Consider the following 23,003-nt stretch of genomic DNA (forward strand, 5'->3'; position numbering starts at 1 on the left):
TTTTCAGGAGAGCGGACGGGCGGCGGCGCGCATGCGGTCCCCGCTGACCCAGGTGGCGTGGAAGCCGAGCGGGACCCGGACCGGCAGGCCGAGGCGGCACACGGGGCCCGCGGTGAGGTCGGCGGCGTCATAGATCCACACCTCGCCGAGGCCGGTGTGGTTGTTGTGGGCGAACATGGTGAGCCAGGCGTCGTCCTCGGCGGTGCCGCCGGGGCGCGGGACCACGGTGAGCTCACTGCCGAAGATGCCGTCGCCGAAGGGCGCGGTCTGCTTTGCGCCCGTGCTGATGTCGTACTTGATGACGGCGTCGAAGATCATGGTGCGATCGACCGACAGGCGCATCTGATACGAATAGCGGCCCGCGCGGCCGGTGCGGCCCTGATCGATGGCGGGGAACTCGGTGTTGACGTCGTCCATGACCTCCTCGCTGGTGGCGCCCGTGCGGAGGTTGAAGCGGTACCTGTGCAGCTTGGCTTCCGGGCGCAGATAGGCCAGCAGCTGGGCCAGGGGGTGAGCACGGTCGGACACCGGGCTGGGTTCGGAGACCCGGCAGACCACCAGGACGATCTCCTCGCCCTCCTCCCAGGAATTGACGGTGTGGTAGATGTAGCCGGATTCGGCCTCGAACCAGTTCGCCTGCGCCCCTTCGCCATACCGCGGCAGCACCGCGAACCGGCTGGGCAGCGTGCGGTCGAAGAAGATCTTGAAGCGGCCGGCCGCGGCCGCGCGCGGATCGTTGTAGAGCGGCAGATCCATGAGGATCGAATAGTTCTCGGTGATCGCCATGTCGTGCGGCAGGCGCGGACCGGGAAGTTCCAGCCCGGTGAAATGCGTGACGGTGCCGCCCGGGTCGGCCACCCCGTAGCGCAGATACGGCGAATGGATGCCGTAGTCGAAGAACAGCAGTTCCTCGGTGCGTTCGTCCACCTTGGCGTGCGCCGACACCTCGCCGTGCAGGGTCCCCTGGAAGGTGTCGACGCCGTGGGTCTCGAGGCTGACCGGGTCGAGCGCGTAGGGCTTGCCCGCCCGGTACCACAGGGCCAGCAGGTTGCCGTGGTGGTAGACGACGTCGGTATTGGCCGCATTGCGTTCGCGGCGGTCACCGGGCGGATTGTGGTCCCAGGGTTCGATCACGCCGCGCCACAACGCGGTTCCCGCCGCGTGCTCGGCATCGAACTCGCCCGTGCGGATGAAGCGGTTGCGGTAGGTGGCCCGGCCGTTCTCGAAGTGGACCGCGTGCAGCATGCCGTCGCCGTCGAACCAGTGGTAGCGGCCGATCGGGGCGAACTGCGGGTTGGGGCCGTTGCGGACGTAGACGCCGTCGAGATCGGCCGGAAGTTCCCCGTGCAGCACAGTCAGATTCGTGGCCGTGGTCTCCTGCGCGCAGGGCGCGTAGGGGCCTTCCAGATACGGGTTGGTGAGCGCCTCGGCGGCGGGCGCGACGAGTTCTTCGTTGAGCGGCATGCGAAGCCTCCAGCCACCGGGAGTCGACACCCGGCGAGATTCACTACAGTTAATGAAGTGATACGCGTCTCACTGAGGGCTGTCAAGAGCCGGGCGCTCGGCCGGCGGCTCGAAGCGCACGTCCCGCCGGCCGAGCACGGCCGCGCAGCCCCGGCAGCGCAGCGCGGGGACCAGCACCGCGCCGCATTCCTTGTGCCGGAGGGTCAGACCGGATTCCGGCGTCTCCGGATGTGCGCGCCGGGACCAGGCCAGCAGGAAGGCGAAGACCCCGAACAGCGCCCGTCCGCGCGGGGTCAGCCGGTAGTCGCGCCCGTCCGGCTCGGGCCGCCGCAGGATGCCCGCGTCCACCAGGCGCGCCAGCCGTTCGGTGAGCGTGGTCGGCGAGATTCCCAGTGCCGCACGGAAATCCGAGAACCGCCGCGCCCCTGCCAGGGCCAGCCCGGTGACGGCCGCGCTCCACCGGTCGCCGATGGCCTCCATGATCTCGTCGAAACGCGCGCCGCCCTGCGCGAGCGTGGCCGCCCGCACCGAGCGCCGGCGGCCGGAGGTGAGGCGCCACAGCGCATCCCGATCCAGTTCCACCTCGGTGTCATGGGCGGTGACGTCGCGGCCGCAGCCCCGGCACATGACGACCGGCGGGCCGCGATGCCCGCACCGGGTGTGGGTGAACTCCGGCAGTAGCGCCCACTCGGCCGTCCACTCCCGCTGCCAGGACCAGACGCACACCAGGATCTCCCAGGTCGCCAAACCCAGGTCGGTGAGCCGGTATTCGTAGCGATCGGCCGAACCCGGCCGCGGCGTGCGCACCAGCACCCCGGCATCGACGAGCGCCGCCAGCCGGGCGGTGAGCACGGCGGGCGGCGCTGCGGTGCGATCGGCCCACTGGGTGAACCGGCGCGCGTGGTCGACGAAGGCGTGCCGCAGGATCGTCAGCGTCAGGCGATCGCCGAGCAGATCGAAGGTCGCGGCTACCGGATTGGTCACTTCAATAACTGTACTGTATTTTCTCCAGCCTACCCGGTCCGCGACCTACTCGTTCAAGGTCGCCAGCTCACGCTGCACGGCCGCGTCGTGCTCAGCCGTATCCTGGGCCGCCTTCTTCGGGCTCCAATGCCCGGACATGAAGAACACGAACGGCAGGAACACCACCTGCGCGATCAAGCAGATCAGCCACCAGCGCTTCCATTGCTTCGCCGAATCCGCCTTGGCCTGCTGGACGTCCTTGCCGTGCGCGGACAGGTACGCCAGATCGTCGGCCGGTATGGCACTCACCGCTTTGAGCCGTGCGCTCGCGACCGCGAGTTGCGGACCGACCTGCGAGACCACGGCCAGCTGATCGACGGGAACCTTCTGGGCGGCCGCGATCCGGGCGGCGGCCTGGTCCGGCGGGATATTGAACTTCCGCGCGACCTGCCCGACCGCGGTCGCCGCGGTCGCCTGATCGCTGGGGTTCAGCATCAGCTTGACCAGCACCTGCGAATCGATCGCCTGCAAGGTAGCCAGTTCGTCCGGGTACTTGGCGTTCACCGACAGTGCCGTCTGCACATCCGAGGCCGAGGCCCCGGTCAGCTTCACCAGCGCGTTCACCTGTGCCGCTTGATCATTCGGATTCTTGCCGAGCGCCGTCAGCGTGTCCTCGCCGACCGTCTGGATGGTCGCGATCTCGTCGTGGTACTTGGTCGAAATCGTCTGCAGCCGTGGGCCGTAGTTGACCAGCGTGCCCGCGGCGGTGACCACCACCAACAGGCCGAAGAGCACCAGGGTGACGACCGTGCGCAGGAGGCCACCCCACACCGCCAGCCCCACCGCCGTCGCCGCGGGATTGCGTTTCTCCACGGTCTCGGTGAAACCGGCCATCCACGTGGCGTAGACGATGCCGCTGCCCATGGCGATCAGGGTCAGCACCGCCGCGAACGTGTAGTAGTCGGTGCCGGCCTTGTCGGTATAGCCCATGAAGGTGTAGATGCCCACGATGCTGACGACCGAACCGAAGATCATGAACGGTTTGCGCACCTTCAGCCGGTCGGACACGATGCCGGTGGCCACCAGGGTGATCGCACTCGCGATCCAGTACCAGTTGCCGAGCCCGTTGGCCTGCGCCGAGCTGAAGCCGAAGTTGGTCGCCATGTACACCGCGAGGAACGAGATGATGGTGTAGAAGAACGCCAGGAACACCGAGATCGCGAAGGCCGAACCCACGATGTCGAAGTGCATCATCTGCCGCCACTGATGCCGTTCCAGCTTGCTCACGTCGAGGCCGCGGGCACGCGCCTCGACGAGCGCGCGGTCGCGCAGCGACACCATGATCTGATCGCGCAGCGCGGGATTGAGCTCCCGCAGCGCCACCAGCGCGAGCAGCGCGATCACCACGCTGATCGCACCGCACAGCCGGTAGGCGTACTGCCAGTCAGGATGCGCGTCCAGGGTGTGGTTGGCCACCTCGGTGGTGACGAGCGCGCCCAGCACCGGGCCGAGCGTCCAGAATCCCATGGCCGAGGCGCGGTCCAGCTGTGGCGAGAAGTCGCGTACCAGTGCGGGTGTCGCGACCAGCACCGCGCCCTCAACAATGCTGACCAGGCTGTAGGTGATCAGATACTGCTCTTTGGTGGTACAGGCCGGCACCGCGAACAGGGTGAGCAGCGAACAGATCACCATTCCGTAGGCGACGATATTGGCGCGCCCCCACCGATCCAGCAGACCGGTCACCACCGAGGCCACCGCGCCGAACGCCGCGCCCACGATGAAGATGCCGACGAAATACCGGAACGTCAGATGGAAATAGGCGATGAGCTGATTGCCCACCGAACCTGCCACGATCTGCTGGTAGTAGAGGGAGATCGAGGTGATCACCACGACGAACAGGTACCAGGCACGCGCGGGCGTGTCCGGATAGTGCGGCAGTTTCCGCTGCCAGAGGCCAGTGAGCAGGGTCGGCGGCGCAGCTCCCGGCGCGGCCGGAGGGACAGCGGTCGGAGTGCTGGTCATGATCGGGACGCCTTTCTGTCCACGGCGTTTCGCGCAGCCGAAAAGCCCTTCGCGACGCAGCGCGAACAGCCGGGTGAAAACAGGGTAGCGGGTCATGAGTGACTTGAATCACTGTTACCGAGATCTGCACTGGACAGTTGCGACAAATTTCGTGTCCCAGACACTCGCAGCGAATTTGCCAAGTGGCCCGGAAACGCCCCCGAACTCAGCGCCGCAGGTATTTTCCGATGACTTCGGCGGATTCGCTGATCGCGCCCACATAGCCATCGGGGCGGACCAGGACGTAGGTGCCCAGGTCCACGTCGTAGCCCTCGCCCACCGGCACAGCGATTACAGGGACGCCGAGGTCGGGTGTGGGGGCGTCGAAGGCCAGCAGGGTGTGATGCGGTCCGCGGAAGACATCGAAAAGTCTTGCGCCCGCGGAGGAGAGTCCGTCGGGGGCGCGGTCTCCGGCGCGGAGCTCACCCGGTTCGCTGCGGTCGTCGAGCGCCAGCGGACCGATGCGATAGGTGATGTCGAGCTGGTGGATGGCCGGTGCCGCGCCGCCGTGGAAGTCCTGGCGGTGCAGCTGTGTGGTCAGGCCCAGCACGGCCGACGCGACCGGCATTCGTTCGGCCGCATAGGTGTCCAGCAGTTGCGGGTCCGCACCGGACCGCACGGCCGCGAGCTTCCAGCCGAGGTTGTAGGCGTCCTGCACCCCGGTGTTGAGGCCCTGTCCCCCGGCCGAGGAATGCACGTGGGCGGCGTCGCCCGCCAGCAGCACCCGGCCCACCCGATACCGGTCGACCATGCGGACGCTCACCCGGTACAGCGAGATCCATCGCAGATCGTGCAGGTGGATGTCGGTGCGGCCGGAGCGGTCCGCGCACAGCCGGCGCACCCCGTCCAGGGTCAGGTCCGGCACCTGGTCGGCGGGCATCGAGGCGACGAACTGGTAGTGGTCGCTGTCCGGCAGGTTCCACAGCGAGAAGCGGTCGCCCACAGCGCCGTTCCCGGTCAGGATGTGGCAGAACCGGCCGTCCAGGCCGTCGGCGCGCACGTCGCCGATCAGGGTGCGTTCGGTCTCGAGGGTGTCGCCCGCGAAACCGACGCCGAGCGCCTTCCGTACGGTGCTGTGTCCGCCGTCCGCGGCGACGAGATAGTCGGCGCGAATTCCGCCGTCAGCGGTCTGCGCGGTGACGCCGGTGGAATCCTGTGTGACACCGATGATTTCGGTGTTCCACTCGACCTGCCCGCCGAGTGCGGTCAGGTGGGCGTGCAGGATTTCCTCGGTCCGCCATTGCGGAATGAGCCAGGTGTCGGGATAGGGCACCGCCGGTGAGGCGGTGAGGCCCGGGGCGCCGAGCATCTCGGAGACCGTGCGCTCCCACACCACGTCCCGCCCGTGGTACAGGCGGAATTTCGGGAAGGGCTCGCCGCCGGCCTGGATGGCGTCGAGCACGCCGAGGTCCTCGAACACCTCGAGGGTGCGCGGTTGCAGACCCTTGGCCCGGGAACCCGGGAAGATTCCGGCGGCTTTGTCGACGATGCGGAACGGGACGTGGTGGCGGGCCAGGTCGCAGGCCAGGGTGAGCCCGGTCGGGCCGGCGCCGACGATCAGAACGGTCACTGCGTGGTTTCTCGATGCTGGAGTAGGACGAGTAGGACGTCGTCGACGAGGCGGTCGATGAAGGCGCTATCGAAGGGGGCGCCGATCTGCAACTGGCGCATGATCATTGCCTCGGCCACGTCGTGGATGAGCTCGGTATCGGTGTCCCCGGGTAGCTCGCCACGGGCGATCGCGCGGTGCAGCGCGTCGTGGAACGGGGACAGCTCCTCGTTCTCCGTGTGCTCCCGGAGCGCGGCGGCCAGCTGCGGATCATGACGCATGGCGGCGATCAGGCCTTCGATCATCGCGGCGATCTGGTCGGACGCCTTGTCGCGCAATGTTTCCAGCACCGCCACCAGATCGCCGCGCAGGCTGCCGGTATCCGGGATGTCGGCATTCTGCTGGGCGTCATGGGCGTCCAGCGCCGCCTTGATCAGCTCGGCCTTGTTGCGCCAGCGGCGATAGATGGTCGCCTTGCTGGCATTGGCACGCGCGGCCACCGCGTCCATGGTCAATGCCGGGTAGCCGCGCTCGGCGACCAGGTCCACGGTTGCCGCCAAGATCGCGTCGACACGCTGTTGTCCTCGAACCACGACTGAAGAGTACGACACGGTTTCGTTCACCCCACTGATCCCGGCACTCGCGATAGGCCCCGATCGATCCCGCCGGCACCGACGACGAACGCGGCGATCTCGTCGAGCGCGCGCCGCGCCTCGGGAATCGGGAACAGCGGCCAGACGTGCGGCATGCCCGGATATTCGTGCCAGGTCAGCGGAAAGCCCAATGCTGTCGCCTTCGACCAGAGCCGATGGGCGTCGGCGCTGAGGATCTCGCGCGTCCCGCTGAAGAGGGCGATCGGCGGCAGCCCGTCCAGACTCCCGAACAGCGGGCTGACCACGGGGTCACTCAGGTCGAGATGACCGGCGAACATCCGGGTCAGTACTCGTAGCCCGCGGGCGGGGATGATCGGGTCGATCCGGTCGAGTTCGTCGATCAGCGGATCACTGACGGTCGCGTCCACCAGCGGCGAGAGCAGGACCAGCCGCGCCGGTGCGGGAAGTCCGCGGTCGCGGACCTGCATCGCCAGGGACAGCGCGAGGTTGCCGCCCGAGGAATCACCCATCAGCGTCAGCTCGTCGCCGGATGCCCGGTCGGCATAGAGGGATATCAGCCACGCGAAGATCTCCCGGGCGGTGTGCTCGGGTGCCAGCGGATACATCGGAACAGTGACCGAACAGTCCAGCAGCTCCGCCAGTTTCGCGATCGTCTCCCAGTGCGGGTCGGTGATGGGCCGCACCCAGCCGCCCCCGTGCAGGTACAGCACTCGCCGCCGAGGCCGCCCGGATCGCGGACCCAGGGCGTAGACGCCGTGTCCCTCGAACTCCTCCTCCCGCACGTCCAGCCGCGCCCGGAGCCCGGCCGATGGCACGGCGGGACCCTTCCGCCGATCCGCCGCGATCGACCGCCGTATCCGCTCGTCTCCGTCGAGACCACGCCGAACACACAGCACTCGCATCGCGCACATCATCAGATGCGCTCTAACACTGGACATTTCAACCCTCCCCACACCGTGATGACCAGGTCCCCTGAAGTGTACGAAACCGTTTCGTACACTTCAACCCCCAGCGCACTTTGCAGCGCGGCCGGTTCGGCGCACATCGAGACTTCCCGACGGAGTGGCCGGACCGCGCCGCATACCGGGGTGCCGGATGGCCTACGTCATCCGACATCCGGGCCTCCCGGCTACAGGGCGCTGTAGGTGGCGGCGACCAGGTCGTGGGCGCGGCGATCACCAGAGAGCCAGTCGCGGCGCAGGTTCGGAGTAAAGGCGATCGCGACACGGTTGTCGAGGTCGCCGAGGCCGAGTGCGCCGCCCGCGCCCGGGTGGCCGAACGCCGAGGACCGGGCGGTCTCGGGGAGGATGAAGTTCTCACACGGGAGCATGTATCCGAGCCCGAAGGCGCTCTCCAGCAACAACACCGAGTCGGGACCGCGCACCTGCTCACGCACCGCGTCGCGCAACAGGGCCGTGGGCAGCAGCGCGCCGCTCACCAGGTCGCTGTAGAACCGGGCCAGCGCGCGAGCGGTGGTGACCAGGCCGGAGGCGGGCCAGCCGCCCGCCAGGACCTCCGGCTTGTTGTACGAGCCAACGGGATTCGTGGAGGCGCGCATCGCGAGTGAGCCGGGGTCGCGGTAGGCGGCGGCCATTCTGGTGACGGTATCCGCGTCGATCGGCCCGGGGTCGGTCCAGGCCATCTCCCGAGCGGGCGGGAAGGCGGTACGCGCGGACCGCTGCGCGATGTGGGGCGGCGCGCCGATCCACAGCTCCGGGCCGAAACGGCGGCGCACATAGTCGCCGACCGTGGATTCCGTGTGCCTGCGGACGAATTCACCAACCAGCCACCCGAAGGTCAGCGCGTGATAACCGTGTTCGGCGCCGGGCGACCAGATCGGCTCCTGCGCCGCCAGCAGCGCCGCCATGGCCGCCGGATCCGCGGCCTCCTCGATCGAGACCGGGCGGTCGAAGGCCGGCAGCCCGGCGCGGTGGGCCAGCAGGTCGGCGAGCGTCGTCGATTCTTTGCCCGCCGCACCGTATTCCGGCCACCAGGTCGTCACCGGTTCGTCCCAGCCGATTCCCCGGTCGTGGGCCACGGCGAGGGCGGCCGTGGCGGTCAGGGCCTTGGTGCAGGAGAATGTCACCGCGGGGGTGTCCCGCTCCCAGGGCCGGTTCGCCCGCGCATCCGCCACGCCGCCCCACAGATCGACGACCGCCCGCCCGTCCACAAAAACAGCGACGGCCGCCCCAGCGTTCCGCCCGTCGGCGAAGCTCGATTCGAACACCTCGCGCACAGCCTGGAAGGCGAGATCGACCTCGCCCTTCACGAATCCGTTCATGACCGAATTAGAACACGTTCTAGTTTTGCGGGCCAGTGCCCAGCACGACATGCTGCCCCACCGGATACCTCGCGGAGATATCCGGTAGGGCAGCGAACAGCTCGCCGACTACTCGTCGGCGCCGCGGAAATACAGGATGTTGGAGCCGTGCGACGCAAGCGGCCCAGCTTCGGCGGCCTGGCGAATACCACTGCCGGGCAGGCAGGTGAGCTTGGTGAACATGGTGGTATTGCCGAATGCGGAGCGGACCTGGGTCTCGGAGGCGTAGTCCGCGCCGTAGTCGGACAGGGCCTTGAAATCCAAGGGTGCCAGCGGCTTTTCGAGCGGCACCTGGGCCGCGGGAAGACCGAGAGCCGCGTATTGGGTGGCGGCGCCCCCTTCGTACCAGCACAGCTCGTAGGACATCTGCTCCGTGGTGGTGACGCTGACGACCGGCCACTCCTGCGACAGGCGCAGCGCCAGCGGGTGACGGCCGACCGGAGCCACCTCCCAGTTCAGGCTCTTCACCGAGACCCAGTGCTCGGAGACCTTCTCGATCAGGACCACGTCCCCGCCGAGTCGTTCGGCGCGGTTGGGCTCGGGTTCGGGTGTGCTCCAGTGCTTTTCGTCGACACCGAGATACGCCGAGCTGGGCACGGGTTGCGCGCCGTCGGCGGTGTAGGCGGCGAGGATGGCCGCGCGCACCAGGGTGACGGCATTGCGCGAGGAGCAGCGCACGCTCAGCGCGCCGAAGGAGGTGCTGATCTCCACCGGCTTGGACGGCTGGTCCGGCAGCGCGCCCGCCGCGATCGGCTTGAGCCCGACCAGCGCCAGCTGCCAGTTGATCTCCTCGATGGTGGCCAGGTCCCCGGCCGTCTGATAGAGGATCTGCTGCTGGGTCAGGTAGCCCGCTCGTTCGAGGGTGGCGCACTCCAGCTTGCGCAGGGCGGTGACGGTCTTGCTGGTGAATCCGATGTCCTCGACCCGGATTTCGCGCAGCCGCTGCGTCATGGCCGGGGTGGTGACACCCGCGTAGCACTCGCGGTACATGGCCAGCGCCTGCTTGCGCTGGCGGCCCACCATGAGGGTGCGCAGCAGGGTGTTCAACGAGGCGAGGTAGCGGTTGGCCTGATCCGGGTCGGCGGCGAAGAGCCCGGCACGGATGCGCACCGCGTCCTCCCCCGCCGCGACCGCGGCCTTGGGGTCCAGCCGGCACAGCCACACGCTGCACTTGGACAGCGCGTCCGCGGACGCGCCCGCCGCGAGCGGATAGTTCTGCGCTACATGCCGATACGCCTGGCAGGCATTGCGGATGGTGGAGGTGGCCAGCTCCCGGTGCCCGATGGTGCGGGCGGCCTGCTCGAACAACCGCAGCGCCTCGGTCACCTCGGCGGCGAAGGGCGCGGTGACATGCCCGGCGGTGAGCCAGCGCAGCCGGATGAGCACCGCCTCCTGCGCGGGCTCCAGAGCCGACGCCGACCGATCCCGCTGGGCGGAGTCATTTTTCGTGGCCATGAGCGCCCGGGCGAGTTCGCACAGCGAGGTGGCCAATGCCAGCTCGACTTCGGGCGTCCGGTCCCGCGCGGCCCCGCGATCCGCGGCCACCTGGCGCTCGATGGCGCTGAGATCCATTGTGACCTTCAAACTCCCGTAACCCGTGCACGCGCCTTCCCGATCGGCGACCGTCCGCGTGTTTGCGCCGAGTCTGCCATATATCCGGCGCGCGGGCCGCCCAACCGGCGGGATGCCCGGATTTCCGAGCATCCGCGCGTGGCGACGTCGATCATTCGGAACGCGTGTAGCGCAGTTGCCCGGGCTTGTTCCGGTCGTATTCGGCGCGGCCCGAGAGATGCTGCGGCACACCGACTTCCCACCACGCGCCGGCCTCGGTCCAGGTCGACGGCCGGGTGCGGACCACCACGACCGCGGGCCGCTGCCCGGTGCGGGCGGCGTCGCGGGCGGCGGCGTAGGCCTCGCGGAACTCGCCGAGTTCGCTCGCGGTGAACACCGCGCAACCCAATGCCCGCGCGTGCGCGGCGAAGTCGACCCGGGGCGGGGTGGCGTGATTGGTACGGCAATCCGCGTAGAAGTTGTTGAAGGGCTCGGCCCCCTGTCCCTGCTGCAGGCGCGCGATGACCGCGTACCCGTCGTTGTCGCAGACCACCGCGACCAGCGGATGCCCGGCGAAGGCGGCGGAGAAGAGCTCGGAGTTGAGCATCAGGTAGGAGCCGTCCCCGAGCAGGGTGGTGACCAGACCCTCCGGTTCCGCGGCACCGGATCGCGCCCGGGCCAGCGCCGCACCCCAGGCTCCGGCGAGCTCGTATCCCATGCAGGAGAAGCCGTATTCGACATCCATGGTCGGTACGCCGCCGGCCGCGCGCCAGCCGCCCACCAGTTCGCCGGGCAGCCCGCCGGAGGCGGTCATGACGTAGTCGGAGCCGCCGCTGAGATCGTTCACGGCGCCGACGATCTGCGCATAGCTGGGCGTCCCCGGCGTCGGCGCGCGAAGTTTGTCGATGTGCGCGTCCCAGTCCGCCCGGACCGCGGCTGCCCGTGCCGTCCAGTCCGGGTCGGCGAGCCACTCGCGGACTTCGGGTTCCAGATCGCGCAGGGTGGCGTCGGCATCGCCGACCACGGCCAGCGCGCCGTGCTTCACGGCGTCGAAGCGGGCGGTATTGATGTGGACCAGACGGACTTCCGGTGCAAAAACGGTCCAGGACGCGGTGGTGAAGTCCTGCAGGCGGGTGCCGACCGCCAGCACCACGTCCGCCGCCGCCGCGAGAGTATTGGCCGACGCCGCACCGGTGATGCCCAGCGGTCCCGCGTACAACGGATGGTCGTGCGGGACCAGCGTGCGGCCCGCGGTCGTCTCGGTCACCGGAATCCCGTGGCGCTGAGCGAATTCCAGCGCCTGCCCGCCCGCACCGGAGTACCGCACACCCCCGCCGAGGACGAGCAGGGGGCGCTTCGCGTCGCGCAGCACGCGGGCGGCGTCGATGATGCCGCGCCGATCCGGCCGTGGGCGCGGAAGGTGATGGACGACCGGCTCGAACAGGGCGTCCGGAAAGTCGTAGGTCTCGGCCTGCACGTCCTGCGGGAGGGCCAGCACCACGGGCCCGGCCTCGGCGGGGTCGGTGAGGATCCGCGCCGCCTGCGGCAGGGTCGCGAGCAGTTGCTCGGGACGGGTGATCCGGTCGAAATAGCGGCTCACCGGACGAAACGCGTCGTTGACCGTGACGGTCGGGTCGCCGAAGTGCTCGACCTGCTGCAGCACCGGATCGGGCGCGCGACTGACGAACGTGTCCCCGGGGAGCAGCAGCACGGGCAGCCGATTCGCGTGTGCCACACCGGCGGCCGTCACCATGTTCAGCGCGCCCGGCCCGATCGAGGAGGTGGCGATCCCGACCTGCCGCCGCTGCGTGGCCTTGGCCAGCCCGACCGCCGCCAGGGCCATGCCCTCCTCGGTATGCCCGCGCCACAGCGGCAGCTCGTCGCGATGCTCGGCCAGCGCGGTCCCGAGGCCGAGCACATTGCCGTGCCCGAAGATGCCGAAAGCCGCCGGGAACAGCGGCACTAAGTCGCCCTCGAGCGTTTCCGAGCGCTGGGCGATCAGCCAGGTCACCAGGGCCTGCGCGGTCGTGAGCTTCATGCGAGCCGTCCTTCGTGGGAGGTGACCGGGCACCGCGGATCCGCCGCCTGGCTCGCCCACGCCGCCCGTATCCAGGCGTGCGCGGGGTCGTCGCAGAAGGCCATGGATCGCTCGGGCGCGGGCCCGGCCAGCACGTTCAGGTAGTACATGGGGTACCCGGGCGCGGCCGTGCACGGACCGTGATAGCCGTGCGGCACCAGGAACACATCGCCGTCCCGGACCGCCACGGTCTCGTCGAGCGAGCCGTCGGCGGTGTAGATGTGGTGCATCCCGAAACCCTCGGGCCCCGTGGTGATTCCGTCGCGCCCGGCAATCCGGAAGTAATAGATCTCCTCGTTGACGACCTCGCACTCGGAGACCTCGTCATGCTTGTGCGGCGGATACGAGGACCAGTTCCCGTCGGGCGTGAGCAGCTCGCACGCGTTCAGCTTGTCGGCGTGCGTCCACACGCCCGGCGTCCCGAAGTTGGTGACCTGCCGCGTCGCCCGCCCGGCCCCGCGCACCTCGACCGGAACCCGCTCGGCCGGACCGTATTTCGGGTCCAGTCGTCTCGTGCAGCGCGCCATCGGCAGCGCCACCTCGAGCCCGTCCACCGTCGCCAGCTCCACCTCCGCGTCACGCGGCACATAGGCGAAGTCGGTCACGCGGGTGAAAACCGAATCCCGCCCGGCGAGTTCGAACACCAGACCGTCCACCCGCACGGTGCACGCCCCGGCCAGCGGCAGCACGAACGCCTCGAAGTCCCCGGTGCTCACCACCCGCCGCTCCCCCGCCGCCAGCCGCAGCACCCGCAACCCGGCGTAGGCCCAGCCCGCATCCTCCGGAGTCAGCAGGACGGGATCGCCCGAATCGGCCAGCGTTCCGGCCGGTCGATGCAGGTCCGTCAGCGCCGAGCTCATCGTGCCGCCTCCAGCACCTGGGCGGCGGCCTGCACCGCGCCGGCGACATCCCCGTCCGGCGGGTAGAGCAGGCTGCGGCCCACCACCAGGCCGCGCGCGACATCGTGGCGCAGGGCCGCGCCCCAGGAAGCGAGATCGGATTCCGGGTCGCCGGAGGGCGCACCGCCGAGGATGACGACGGGGAGTGTAGTGGCGTCGAGCACCGAGACATCCTCGGGCGCAGGTATTTTCAACCAGGTGTAGGCGGAGGTGACCCCGAGGCCGGAGGCGACGGTGATGGCTCGCTGCAGTGAGGCGGAGTCCTTGTGCATGGTCAGCGTGCCGTCGGCGTCGCGGGCGTAGGGCAGGGGCTCCACCATGGCCATGAGCCCGTGTTCGGCCAGGTCGGCGACCGCGCGGGCGCAGGCCTCCAGGGTCGGGATGGTGCCGGGGTCCGAATCGACCAGGCGCAGCAGCATTTTCCCGCCGTCGAGGCGGTACTTCACCAGCGCTTCGGCGTCGTAGCCGGTGAAGCGGTCGTCGATCTCCCAGTCGGCGCCCGCCAGCCCGCCGCGGTTCATGGAGCCGATGACGATCTTCTCGTGCACGGCGTCCAGCAGCAGCAATTCCTCCACGATGTCCGGCGAGCCGAGCACGCCGTCGACGGCGGGGTTGGCCAGCGCGATGAGCAACCGTTCCAGCAGGGTGCGGCGGTCGGCCATGGCGGTGCGATCGGCGCCGACGCCGAGCGCGCCGCGGGCCGGGTGGTCGGCCGCCACCAGGAACAGGGTGCCCCGGTCCGACAGCAGGTTCGCGCGCCGCCGCCGGTCGGCGTAGGCGCGCCGGACGGCCTCGGGGTCCGTGGCGCGGGTGTGCAGCAGTTCGTACCACCGCGCATCGTTCAGGTGCACAGCATCTCCTCGATCTCGGCGTCGGTCGGCATGGCGTCGGCGCAGGCCAGCCGCGATGCCACCAGCGCGCCGGCGGCATTGGCGTAGGCGGCCAGGCGATGCGGAGCCCAGCCGGACAGCAGCCCGTGGATGAGCGCGCCCCCGAATCCGTCGCCCGCGCCCAGCCCGCACAGCACCTCCACCCGGCAGGGCGGCACCGTCCAGCGCTCGGAGCCGGTCGCGATGAGCACGCCCTCCGCGCCGCGTTTGACCACGGCCAGCCGGACTCCGCGGGCCAGCAGCCGGTCCGCGGCCGTGTCGGGATCGGCGGTGCCGACCGCCACCTCCACCTCGGTCCGGTTGCCCACCACCACATTCACGTGATCGACCATCCAGCCGATCTCGGCACGCGCGGTCGCAGCATCGGGCCAGAACATGGGCCGATAGTCCAGATCCAGCACGGTGTGCCCGCGCCGGGCCCGGCGTTCCAGGATGGCCCGCTGGGTGGTGCGGCCGGGTTCGGCGCTCACCCCGGTCCCGGTCACCCACAGCAGCGGCACGGAATCGACCACGTCCCAGGGGATCTCGTCCTCGGTGAGGGTGAGGTCCGGCGCGATGGGCGCGCGATAGAACAGCAGCGGCGGGTCCGCGGGCGGCTGCAGTTCGCAGAACACCACGGGCGTCTGCAGTCCCGCCGCCGTCCCCACGTACCGTGCCGACACCCCGAACCCTTCGAGGGCGTCGCGCACGAAATCCCCGAACCCGTCCGGCCCCACCTTGGTCAGCACCGCGGCGCGGCGGCCCAGCCGCGCCGCCGCCACCGCCACATTGGTGGCCGTGCCGCCGAGGAATTTCGCGAAGGTCGTCACCGCGGCGAGCGGCACCCCGCTCTGCTCGGGGTAGAGGTCGACGCCGACCCGGCCGATCGTCAGCACCTCCAGCTCGGTCACGGCACCACCCGCTCCAATTCGTGTTGCAGCGCGTCGAGTTCGGCGCCGCCGGCCATCTGCCGGGTCAGCTCGGTGAGATCGATCGCGGACTTCTCGTAGCTGCCCAGTGTGGCGCCCCGTTTGAGGAGCAGGAAGCGGTCGCCGACCGGGTAGGCGTGATGCGGGTTGTGGGTGATGAGAACGACGCCCAGTCCGCGATCGCGCGCCTGCACGACATATCGCAGCACCACACCGGCCTGCTTCACGCCCAGGGCCGCGGTCGGCTCGTCGAGGATGAGGACCTTGGCCCCGTAGTGCACCGCCCGCGCGATGGCCACGCACTGGCGCTGACCGCCGGACAGCGTGCCGACCGGCTGCTCCAGATCGGGGATGTCGATCCCCATGTCCGCCAGACCTTTTCGCGCGATGTCCTGCGCCTGCCTGCGGTCCAGCAGCTCGAGCGGGCCATAACGCTTGACCGGCTCGGAGCCGAGTACGAAGTTGCGCCACACGCTCATCAGCGGCACCACCGCCAGATCCTGGTAGACGGTGGCGATGCCGAGGTCCAGCGCCGCGCGCGGCGAGGACAACCGCATCGATTGCCCCTCGATGCGCAGCTCCCCGGTGTCGTGCTGGTGCACGCCCGCCAGGATCTTGATCAGCGTCGATTTGCCCGCGCCGTTGTCGCCCAGCACGCAGGTGACCTCACCGGCTTTCACCACCGTCGACACGTCGCGCAGCGCCACCACGCCGCCGTAACTCTTTCCGATGCCGGCCGTTTCGATGAGCGGCACCGCGGTCCCGGCGCTGTCGTTGTCCGTCACGGTCATCGGCGTACCCTTTCCGCCCGCTTCTTGAATGCGTTGTTGACCAGTACGGCCGAGAACAGCAGCACGCCGAGGAACAGCATGAACCAGTCGCTGTTCCAGCCCGCCAGCACGATGCCCTGCCGCGCCATGCCGAAGATGAGCGCCCCGATGGCCGCGCCCACCACCGAACCGAACCCGCCGGTGAGCAGGCAGCCGCCGATCACCGCGGCGATGATGTACTGGAATTCCAGTCCCACACCCTGATTGGCCTGCACGCCGGCGAACCGGAGGAGGTTGCACGCGCCCACGATCCAGCCCGCGAAGGCGGTGGTCATGAACAGCAGGATCTTGGTGCGGGTGGCCGGCACGCCCACCGCGCGGGCGGTGGGCAGCGAGCCGCCGACCGCGAAGATCCAGTTGCCGAACCGGGTGCGCGCCAGCACGATCGCCGCGATGGCGGTGACCACGATCCACCACACCACCGACGCCTGGATGCTGGCATTGCCGATCTTGGTGGTGGAGGCGAAAACCCAACCGGCGGACTGATATCCGTCCGCGCCGCGCACGCCCGACACCTGCACGGTGCCGGTGGCCCAGCGCGTCACACCGAGATTCAGGCCCTGCAACGCCAGGAAGGTGCCCAGGGTGACGATGAAGCTCGGCAATCCGGTGCGCATCACCACCCATCCGTTGAGCGCACCCACCGTGAGCGCGAACGCCAGCGAAACCACCAGCGCGAGCCAGACATTCCAGCCCGCGTGCACCGCCAGCAGCCCGGTGATCAACGCGGTGGAGGCGGTCATCACGCCGGTGGACAGGTCGAATTCGCCGCCGATCATGAGCATGGCCACCGCCACCGCCATGATGCCGAGCGTGGAGGCGTCATCCAGCCAGGTCGAAATGCCCAGTGGCTTCAGGAATTTCGTAGTGACGAGTCCGAAGAACACGAAGACCACCACCGCGCCAAGCAGCGCGCCCACCTCGGGGCGGGCCACCAGCCGGTTGAGAATGGCCAGCCGATCCGGCGGCGGCGCGACCGTGGTGATCTCGGATGTCGTTGTCGTCGTAGTCATCTCATCGTCTCCCGCCGGTTCACCGCGTGCCCTGGCCGACCAGCGCGGCGACGGCATCGACATTGCTCTTGTCCACGAACGCGGGGCCGGTCTGCACCGGATGGCCGCCGCCCACGGTGTTCAGGTTCGATTTGTAGAGCTTCAGCATCACCACCGGCAGATAGCCCTGCTCGTACTGCTGCTGATCCACCGCGAACAACAGCGTCCCGGCCCGGATCGCGCTCACCACATCGGAATTCAGGTCGAAGGTGGCCACCGTCGCCTTCGAGGCGGACTCCCGCACCGCGTCCACCGCGCGGGCGGCGATCTGCGAATTCAGCGTCAGCACCGCGTCGATGGAGCGATCGGCCTCCAGCGCACCCTTGATGCGCGACTGCACATCGGTCGGGTTGTTGATGTCCACCTGCAGCGTGGTCGCGGCCCCGAAGCCCTGGGTGGCGCCGGCGCAGCGTTCGTTCGCGCCGACATTTCCGGCCTCGTGGATCACGCACAGCATCTTGTGTTTCCCGGCGTCGGCCAGCCGCTTCCCGGCGGATTCACCGGCCAGGCGCTCGCTCTGGCCGACATGGCCGATGGCCCCGAACTGGACGCTCTCGGCCTCACCGGAGTTGATGGTCACCACGGGAATCCCGGCGGCGACGGCCTTCTCGACCGACGGCTTCAGCGCGTCCGGGTTGGCCATGGACACCACCAGCCCGTCCACGCCCTGGGCCACCGCATTGTCGATGAGCTTGGCCTGCTGGGTCGGATCGCCCGAGGAGTTGTACTCGACCCGGACGCCGAGGTCCTTCCCGGCGGCTTCCGCACCGTTCTTGACCACGTTCCAGAAGGCGTCACCGGGCGAGCCGTGGGTCACCACGGCCACCGACTTCAGGGTGCCCACCGCGACCGGGGCCTGGGCGGGTCCGGTGACATCGGCGCCGGGGCCGCTGCAGGCGGCGAGCACGGCCGCCGCCGCGAGCCAGGGCGACAGGCGCAGCCAGCGGGGGCGGCGCGATCGGGAGATTGCGGACATCGTCGTCACCTCCCACTAGATCCGAGCCGAGGCGAGACCAGCGCCGACCTCGGCCAGATGTCGCAGACTTCGCCGAGCATCACCCGTCGGGCCCTCGGCGGTGGCGCCGGGACGCAATGCGGTGTCCTGCTCGATCACGTACCAGCCCCGGTATCCCCCGGCGTGCGCCGCGCGGATCAGGGCCGCGATATCGACATCTCCGGTACCCAGCGGAACGTAGAGCCCCCGCCGGACGGCCTCGCTGTATTCGGTACTGCCGCTGCGCACTTCGGCGGCCACGGCCGCGCGGACATCCTTGAGGTGGATGTGCCCGAGGCGATCCGCGTGACGGTGGACCAGATCGACCGGGTCGGTGCCGCCGATGAGCAGGTGCCCGGTGTCCACACACAGGTCCAGCCCGGAGTCGGCGAGAAAGCGATCGACCTCGGCTGCCGTCTCGACGTGGGTGCCCACATGCGGGTGCAGGGCGACACGCAGGCCGTGCGCGGCGGCGATCTCGCCGACCGCGGCCGCGGTGTCGATGAGGGTCCGCCATTCGCGATCGCCGAGGGGCGTCCGGGTGTCGTACCCGTCCTGCCCGGTGGCGGCGGCCAGCACCAGGATCTCGGCGCCGGCCGCCGCGAACCGCTCGGCCGCGGCGTGGGCGGCGGTGACGGCCCGGTCGGGTTCGCGGTGCAGCGCCAGGGCGAGGAAGCCGCCGATCGGCGCAATACCGTAGGTGCTCAGCATCTTTCGTAGCTCGACGGGGTCATCGGGTAGGTAGCCCGGCGGGCCGAACTCGGTGGCGGTGATGCCGAGGCCGGCCATCTCGGCCAGGACGATGTCCGGTTCCAGGACATGCCCCCAGCCGGGGACCTCGCAGACTCCCCAGGAGATCGGCGCGGCGGCGATGCGCAGGGGGGTGATACGCAGTGGATGGAGCGGTTCGGTCATCGGCACTTCCCAGACCCGTCGTTGGCCATCGGTGAGGCTCGTTGGAGCGCTCCAACAATGTAACCTGGCTCACTCTGGTGTCAAGGGTTCGACATCTGCCGAAAAGTACGGCTTAATCACGGAAAACGCTGTCTTCCAGGCGAAATGGCACCGGATACCGATGTCCAGAATATCCGATTAGAGCGCTCCATTGCCTCGGGCCACGGCAACGCTGTAGCGTGCGACACAGATCGATACCGACGGGAGGCGACCATGACCAGACCGACCATGGAGGACGTCGCCGCCCGCGCCGGCGTCTCCAGGGCGCTGGTCTCGCTGGTCATGCGAAACTCCCCCAAGGTCAGCGAGCACCGCCGCCGCGCGGTGCTCACCGCGGCCGCCGAACTCGGCTACCAGCCGCACGCCATGGCGCGGTCGCTGGCCAGCCGCACCTCCAACATCGTCGGAGTCATGGTGTCCGACCTGCGCAATCCCTTCTTCGCCGATGTGGTCGAGGGCATGGACGAGGCGGCGCGGCAGGCCGGGCTGGAGCTCATCCTCAATACCGGCCGCCGCAGCGCGACACGAGAACGGACCGCGCTGGAGAGCCTGCTCGGCTTCCGCCCGGGCGGGGTCATCCTGCTCTCCCCGGTGCTACCGGCCTCCGCCATTCGCGACGCGGCGGCGCGCTGCCCGGTCGTCCTGGTCTCACGCACCTCCACCAGCCCGGCCGTGGACACCGTCAACGACGACGGCGAGCTCGGCGCGGCACTGGCCGTGGATCACCTTGTCGCCCTGGGGCATCGGCGCATCGTGCACCTCGACGGCGGCGCGGCCTTCGCGGCGCCGCCGCGGCGCAAGGGCTACACCGCCGCCATGGCCCGCTACCACCTCGAACCCATGGTGATCCCCAGCGAGCACACCGACGAGGCGGGCGCGGCCGCCGTCCGCACTCTGCTGAACATCTTCTCCCCCAGCACTTTTCCCACCGCACTGGTGTGCGGCAATGATTTCAACGCCGTGGGCGCGATGGCCGCGCTCGAACAGGCGGGACTGCGTGTGCCCGAGGATGTTTCGGTCGTCGGGTACGACAACACCTCGCTGGCGGCGCTGCGGCACGTCGCGCTCACCACCATCGACCAGCCGCGCACCCGAATCGGGGGGCTGGCCGTGGAGGCCCTCACCGAGCGACTGCGCGCCGACCGCACCGACCCGGTGCGCAAACGCCTGGAGCCGTCACTGGTCGTCCGCTCGACCACCGCCCCACCCCGCGACTGACAGGAGCCATCGCCATGTCCCCGATCACAGTGGGCCTCGCCGGCACCGGCCGCATCGGCACCTCCCACGCCGAAACCCTCAGGGCCCTACCGGGTGTGGGCGCGGTCGTCGTCACCGACACCGATGCCGAGCGCGCCCGCGCCACCGCCGACAAGCTCGAGGTGGAGTACGCGCCCGATATCGAGGCGCTCTTCGCCACCGGTATCGACGGCCTGGTCATCACCACCGCCACCGACTCCCATCCGGCCCTCATCACCGCCGCCGTCGACCGCGGCATCCCGGTCTTCTGCGAAAAGCCCATCGCCGCGGACATTCTGGGCACGTTGCAGGTGGTCGAACGCGTGGAGCGCTCGACCGTGCCGGTCCAGATCGGCTTCCAGCGCCGCTTCGACGCCGGGTACCGGGCCGCGCGCGCCGCCGTCGCGGCGGGGGACCTGGGCTGGATCCACACCCTGCGGGCCACCACCCTCGACCCCGCGCCACCGCCCGCCGAGTACATTCCGCGCTCGGGCGGCCTGTTCCGCGATTGCGGCGTCCACGATTTCGACATCATCCGCTGGGTCAGCGGCCGCGAGGTGGTGGAGGTCTACGCCACCGGATCCAATCGCGGAGACCGGTTCTTCGCCGAGGCGGGCGATGTCGACACCGCCGCGGTGGTGCTGCGCCTCGACGATGGCTCGCTGGCCAATGTCGCGCTCAGCCGCTACAACGGCGCGGGCTACGACGTGCGGCTGGAAGTGCTGGGCTCCAAGGGCAATGCCATCGTCGGGCTCGACGAGCGCGCCCCGCTGCACTCGGTCGAACCCGGCCAATCGCCCTCGGGCCTGCCCGCCTATCCGGGCTTCATGGACCGTTTCCACGGCGCCTACACCGAGGAGCTGGCCACCTTCCTGGGTGTGATCACCGGCCGGCTGGCCAATCCGTGCTCGCCCGCCGACGCCCTGGAGGCCTTCTACATCGCCGAGGCCTGCGAGCTGTCCCGGCATCAGGGCAAGCCGGTGCGGCTGGCCGACATCAGCCGCTGAAACTTCGGCTACCGCAGCGCGGTCTCCCCGTTTACCCTTCGGTGTGCCCGGTGATCACAGCGGGACCACCGAGACGAGAGCTATTGGAATGAGCGGCAATTCGATACCACCGGGCTATCATCCGCAGGACGAGCTGTGGACGCAGGACACCGTCGTGTTCGACGCGGTGCGCGACGACCACGACGGGCGGCAGGCCGGGCCCGGCGGCGGCCGGCCGCGGAATTCGCAGGCCAGCCGGTACGTGATCATCGGTCTCACCGCCACGATCGTCGTAGCGCTGCTGGCCATCGGCGGCCTGCTCCTGTCCGGCCACGGCAGCTGGGACGCGGCCCCGAACGCCACGAAGGGCCCCGCGCCGACGCGAATCGTGCTCACGACCACCACACCCGCGTCACCCACGACGACCGTGCGGGCGGCCGAGGTGACCACGGCGCCCGACACGACCACGACGACCACCACTACCACCACCACAACAACAACAACGGCCACGACGACCAGCGCAGCCGCGGTCAGCGGGACCTGCACCCAGGCCGGCCAGACCGCTGTCGCGGGCGACGGATCGGTCCTGACCTGCAATGTGTCCGGAGACGACACGCTCCGCTGGCTGTCGGTCAGCACGCCCTCGCTCGGATTCCCGTGCAACGCGACCGAGGCCGGGACCTTCGGCTACGCCCCCAACGGCACCCAGCTGGTGTGCTCCCGCCGCGCGGGATCGACCACGCCGACCTATGCGTGGGACAGCCCGGGCCCCGTGACCAGCGGAACGCACGAGCCCGGCACGATCTGCAATCTCAAGAAGGACGTGGTGGCCAAGTCCGCCAGCGGCCGGGCCGTCACCTGCCTGCCCACCAACGGAAACAACAACGGCAACTACGTCGGCGCGTGGAAACCCGTGTCCTGAGCGCGAATTCCTACAGGGTGACGACACCCAGCTGGATCAGCTGGGTGAGGGTGTCGGCCACGCCCCACACCTCGGCGATGGGGCGTCAGCTCACCAGCAAACCGACAGCGAGACCCGTCATGACGAGGGCGATCACCGAATCCAGCACCCGCCACGCGCGCGGCTTCGCGAAGACCGGAGCCAGCAGCCGGGCGCCGAAGCCGAGCGAGACGAACCAGATCAGGCTGCCCGCAATGGCTCCTGCGGTGAGGAACCACCGGTCCGGGGTGGCATAGGTATTGGCGAAGGATCCCAGCAGCACGACGGTGTCCAGATAGGCGTGCGGGTTGAGCCAGGTGACGGCCAGGCAGGTGGCCACGGCCGCGCCCAGCGCGATGGGCGCGCCGCCGCCCGCGGACAGGGCGGAGGCGGAGAACGCGCGCTTGGCGGCGAGGGCGGCGTAGCCCAGCAGGAAGGCCGCCCCCGCGTACCTGGCGATGGTCATGATCATCGGGGCCGAGTTCACGATCGCCCCGAAGCCCGCGACACCCAGGGTCATGAGGATCACGTCGGAGCCGATGCATACCGCGACCACCGGCAGGACATGCTCGCGCCGGATCCCCTGACGTAGCACGAAGGCGTTCTGCGCACCGATCGCCACGATGAGCGACAGGCCGAATCCGAGTCCCGAGATGGCCGCCAGGGCCGCCGATGATGCGTTCACATGTTCGAAAGTAGGGCAGGCGTCCAGCAC

20 protein-coding genes are annotated in these 23,003 nt (G+C 69.5%); 3 read left to right on the forward strand and 17 right to left on the reverse strand.

What is annotated here, in order from left to right:
- Positions 1-3: 3 nt before the first annotated feature.
- The 16 genes from AB0L60_RS21890 to AB0L60_RS21965 all read right to left on the reverse strand — a co-directional run bounded on the left by AB0L60_RS21890 (position 4) and on the right by AB0L60_RS21965 (position 19,087).
- Positions 4-1,464 (reverse strand): carotenoid oxygenase family protein, encoded by a 1,461-nt coding sequence (locus AB0L60_RS21890; protein ID WP_364616804.1) that lies wholly within the window; start codon positions 1,462-1,464, stop codon positions 4-6.
- 69 nt (positions 1,465-1,533) lie between these two features.
- Positions 1,534-2,448: a helix-turn-helix domain-containing protein gene (locus AB0L60_RS21895; RefSeq protein ID WP_364616806.1), complete on the reverse strand. Its 915-nt coding sequence runs from the start codon at positions 2,446-2,448 to the stop codon at positions 1,534-1,536.
- Positions 2,449-2,493: 45 nt separating this feature from the next.
- Positions 2,494-4,449 carry an MFS transporter gene (locus tag AB0L60_RS21900; RefSeq protein WP_364616808.1) on the reverse strand — a complete coding sequence of 652 codons (1,956 nt, stop codon included), beginning with the start codon at positions 4,447-4,449 and terminating at the stop codon, positions 2,494-2,496.
- A gap of 205 nt (positions 4,450-4,654) precedes the next feature.
- A complete protein-coding gene (locus tag AB0L60_RS21905; protein WP_364616810.1) occupies positions 4,655-6,058 on the reverse strand; it encodes an FAD-dependent monooxygenase in 1,404 nt (467 codons plus the stop codon).
- The gene (locus AB0L60_RS21910; RefSeq protein WP_364616812.1) at positions 6,055-6,630 is read right to left on the reverse strand and encodes a TetR/AcrR family transcriptional regulator; all 576 of its coding nucleotides are present in this window, start codon (positions 6,628-6,630) and stop codon (positions 6,055-6,057) included. Before AB0L60_RS21910 ends, AB0L60_RS21905 begins: the two co-directional genes overlap by 4 nt.
- A 26-nt stretch (positions 6,631-6,656) precedes the next feature.
- Positions 6,657-7,466, reverse strand: coding sequence for an alpha/beta hydrolase (locus tag AB0L60_RS21915; protein WP_364616814.1), 810 nt, complete (start codon positions 7,464-7,466; stop codon positions 6,657-6,659).
- Positions 7,467-7,780: 314 nt separating this feature from the next.
- Positions 7,781-8,932 carry a serine hydrolase domain-containing protein gene (locus AB0L60_RS21920; protein WP_364616816.1) on the reverse strand — a complete coding sequence of 384 codons (1,152 nt, stop codon included), beginning with the start codon at positions 8,930-8,932 and terminating at the stop codon, positions 7,781-7,783.
- A 108-nt stretch (positions 8,933-9,040) separates the two neighbouring features.
- A complete protein-coding gene (locus AB0L60_RS21925) occupies positions 9,041-10,543 on the reverse strand; it encodes a hypothetical protein (protein WP_364616818.1) in 1,503 nt (500 codons plus the stop codon).
- Positions 10,544-10,694: 151 nt separating this feature from the next.
- Complete coding sequence (gene iolD / locus AB0L60_RS21930) at positions 10,695-12,560, reverse strand: 3D-(3,5/4)-trihydroxycyclohexane-1,2-dione acylhydrolase (decyclizing) (protein ID WP_364616820.1); 1,866 nt, start codon at positions 12,558-12,560, stop codon at positions 10,695-10,697.
- On the reverse strand, positions 12,557-13,459 hold the full coding sequence (gene iolB / locus AB0L60_RS21935; protein WP_364616822.1) for a 5-deoxy-glucuronate isomerase: 903 nt from the start codon (positions 13,457-13,459) through the stop codon (positions 12,557-12,559). Before iolB ends, iolD begins: the two co-directional genes overlap by 4 nt.
- On the reverse strand, positions 13,456-14,349 hold the full coding sequence (locus AB0L60_RS21940) for an aldolase (RefSeq protein WP_364616824.1): 894 nt from the start codon (positions 14,347-14,349) through the stop codon (positions 13,456-13,458). The genes iolB and AB0L60_RS21940 overlap by 4 nt, the downstream gene beginning before the upstream one ends.
- Complete coding sequence (iolC, locus tag AB0L60_RS21945) at positions 14,340-15,278, reverse strand: 5-dehydro-2-deoxygluconokinase (protein ID WP_364616825.1); 939 nt, start codon at positions 15,276-15,278, stop codon at positions 14,340-14,342. The genes AB0L60_RS21940 and iolC overlap by 10 nt, the downstream gene beginning before the upstream one ends.
- Positions 15,275-16,087: an ATP-binding cassette domain-containing protein gene (locus tag AB0L60_RS21950; RefSeq protein ID WP_364616827.1), complete on the reverse strand. Its 813-nt coding sequence runs from the start codon at positions 16,085-16,087 to the stop codon at positions 15,275-15,277. The genes iolC and AB0L60_RS21950 overlap by 4 nt, the downstream gene beginning before the upstream one ends.
- Positions 16,084-17,139, reverse strand: coding sequence for an ABC transporter permease (locus tag AB0L60_RS21955; RefSeq protein ID WP_364616829.1), 1,056 nt, complete (start codon positions 17,137-17,139; stop codon positions 16,084-16,086). The genes AB0L60_RS21950 and AB0L60_RS21955 overlap by 4 nt, the downstream gene beginning before the upstream one ends.
- 19 nt (positions 17,140-17,158) lie before the next feature.
- Positions 17,159-18,154 (reverse strand): sugar ABC transporter substrate-binding protein, encoded by a 996-nt coding sequence (locus tag AB0L60_RS21960; RefSeq protein ID WP_364616831.1) that lies wholly within the window; start codon positions 18,152-18,154, stop codon positions 17,159-17,161.
- 15 nt (positions 18,155-18,169) lie between these two features.
- Positions 18,170-19,087, reverse strand: coding sequence for a TIM barrel protein (locus AB0L60_RS21965; RefSeq protein WP_364616833.1), 918 nt, complete (start codon positions 19,085-19,087; stop codon positions 18,170-18,172).
- 252 nt (positions 19,088-19,339) lie between these two features.
- Between AB0L60_RS21965 and AB0L60_RS21970 the strand changes: the two genes are divergently transcribed.
- From AB0L60_RS21970 to AB0L60_RS21980, 3 genes are all read left to right on the forward strand, one after another.
- Positions 19,340-20,344, forward strand: a complete 1,005-nt coding sequence (locus AB0L60_RS21970; protein ID WP_364616835.1) for a LacI family DNA-binding transcriptional regulator — start codon at positions 19,340-19,342, stop codon at positions 20,342-20,344.
- Between the two features lie 14 nt (positions 20,345-20,358).
- Positions 20,359-21,369 (forward strand): Gfo/Idh/MocA family oxidoreductase, encoded by a 1,011-nt coding sequence (locus AB0L60_RS21975; protein ID WP_364616837.1) that lies wholly within the window; start codon positions 20,359-20,361, stop codon positions 21,367-21,369.
- A gap of 88 nt (positions 21,370-21,457) precedes the next feature.
- A complete protein-coding gene (locus tag AB0L60_RS21980) occupies positions 21,458-22,270 on the forward strand; it encodes a hypothetical protein (protein WP_364616839.1) in 813 nt (270 codons plus the stop codon).
- Positions 22,271-22,355: 85 nt separating this feature from the next.
- Here AB0L60_RS21980 and AB0L60_RS21985 read toward each other — a convergent pair whose 3' ends face one another.
- Positions 22,356-22,973 carry a LysE/ArgO family amino acid transporter gene (locus AB0L60_RS21985; protein ID WP_364616841.1) on the reverse strand — a complete coding sequence of 206 codons (618 nt, stop codon included), beginning with the start codon at positions 22,971-22,973 and terminating at the stop codon, positions 22,356-22,358.
- Between the last annotated feature and the right edge of the window lie 30 nt (positions 22,974-23,003).

Source organism: Nocardia sp. NPDC051981, assembly GCF_040680715.1.
Taxonomy (GTDB): Bacteria; Actinomycetota; Actinomycetes; order Mycobacteriales; family Mycobacteriaceae; genus Nocardia.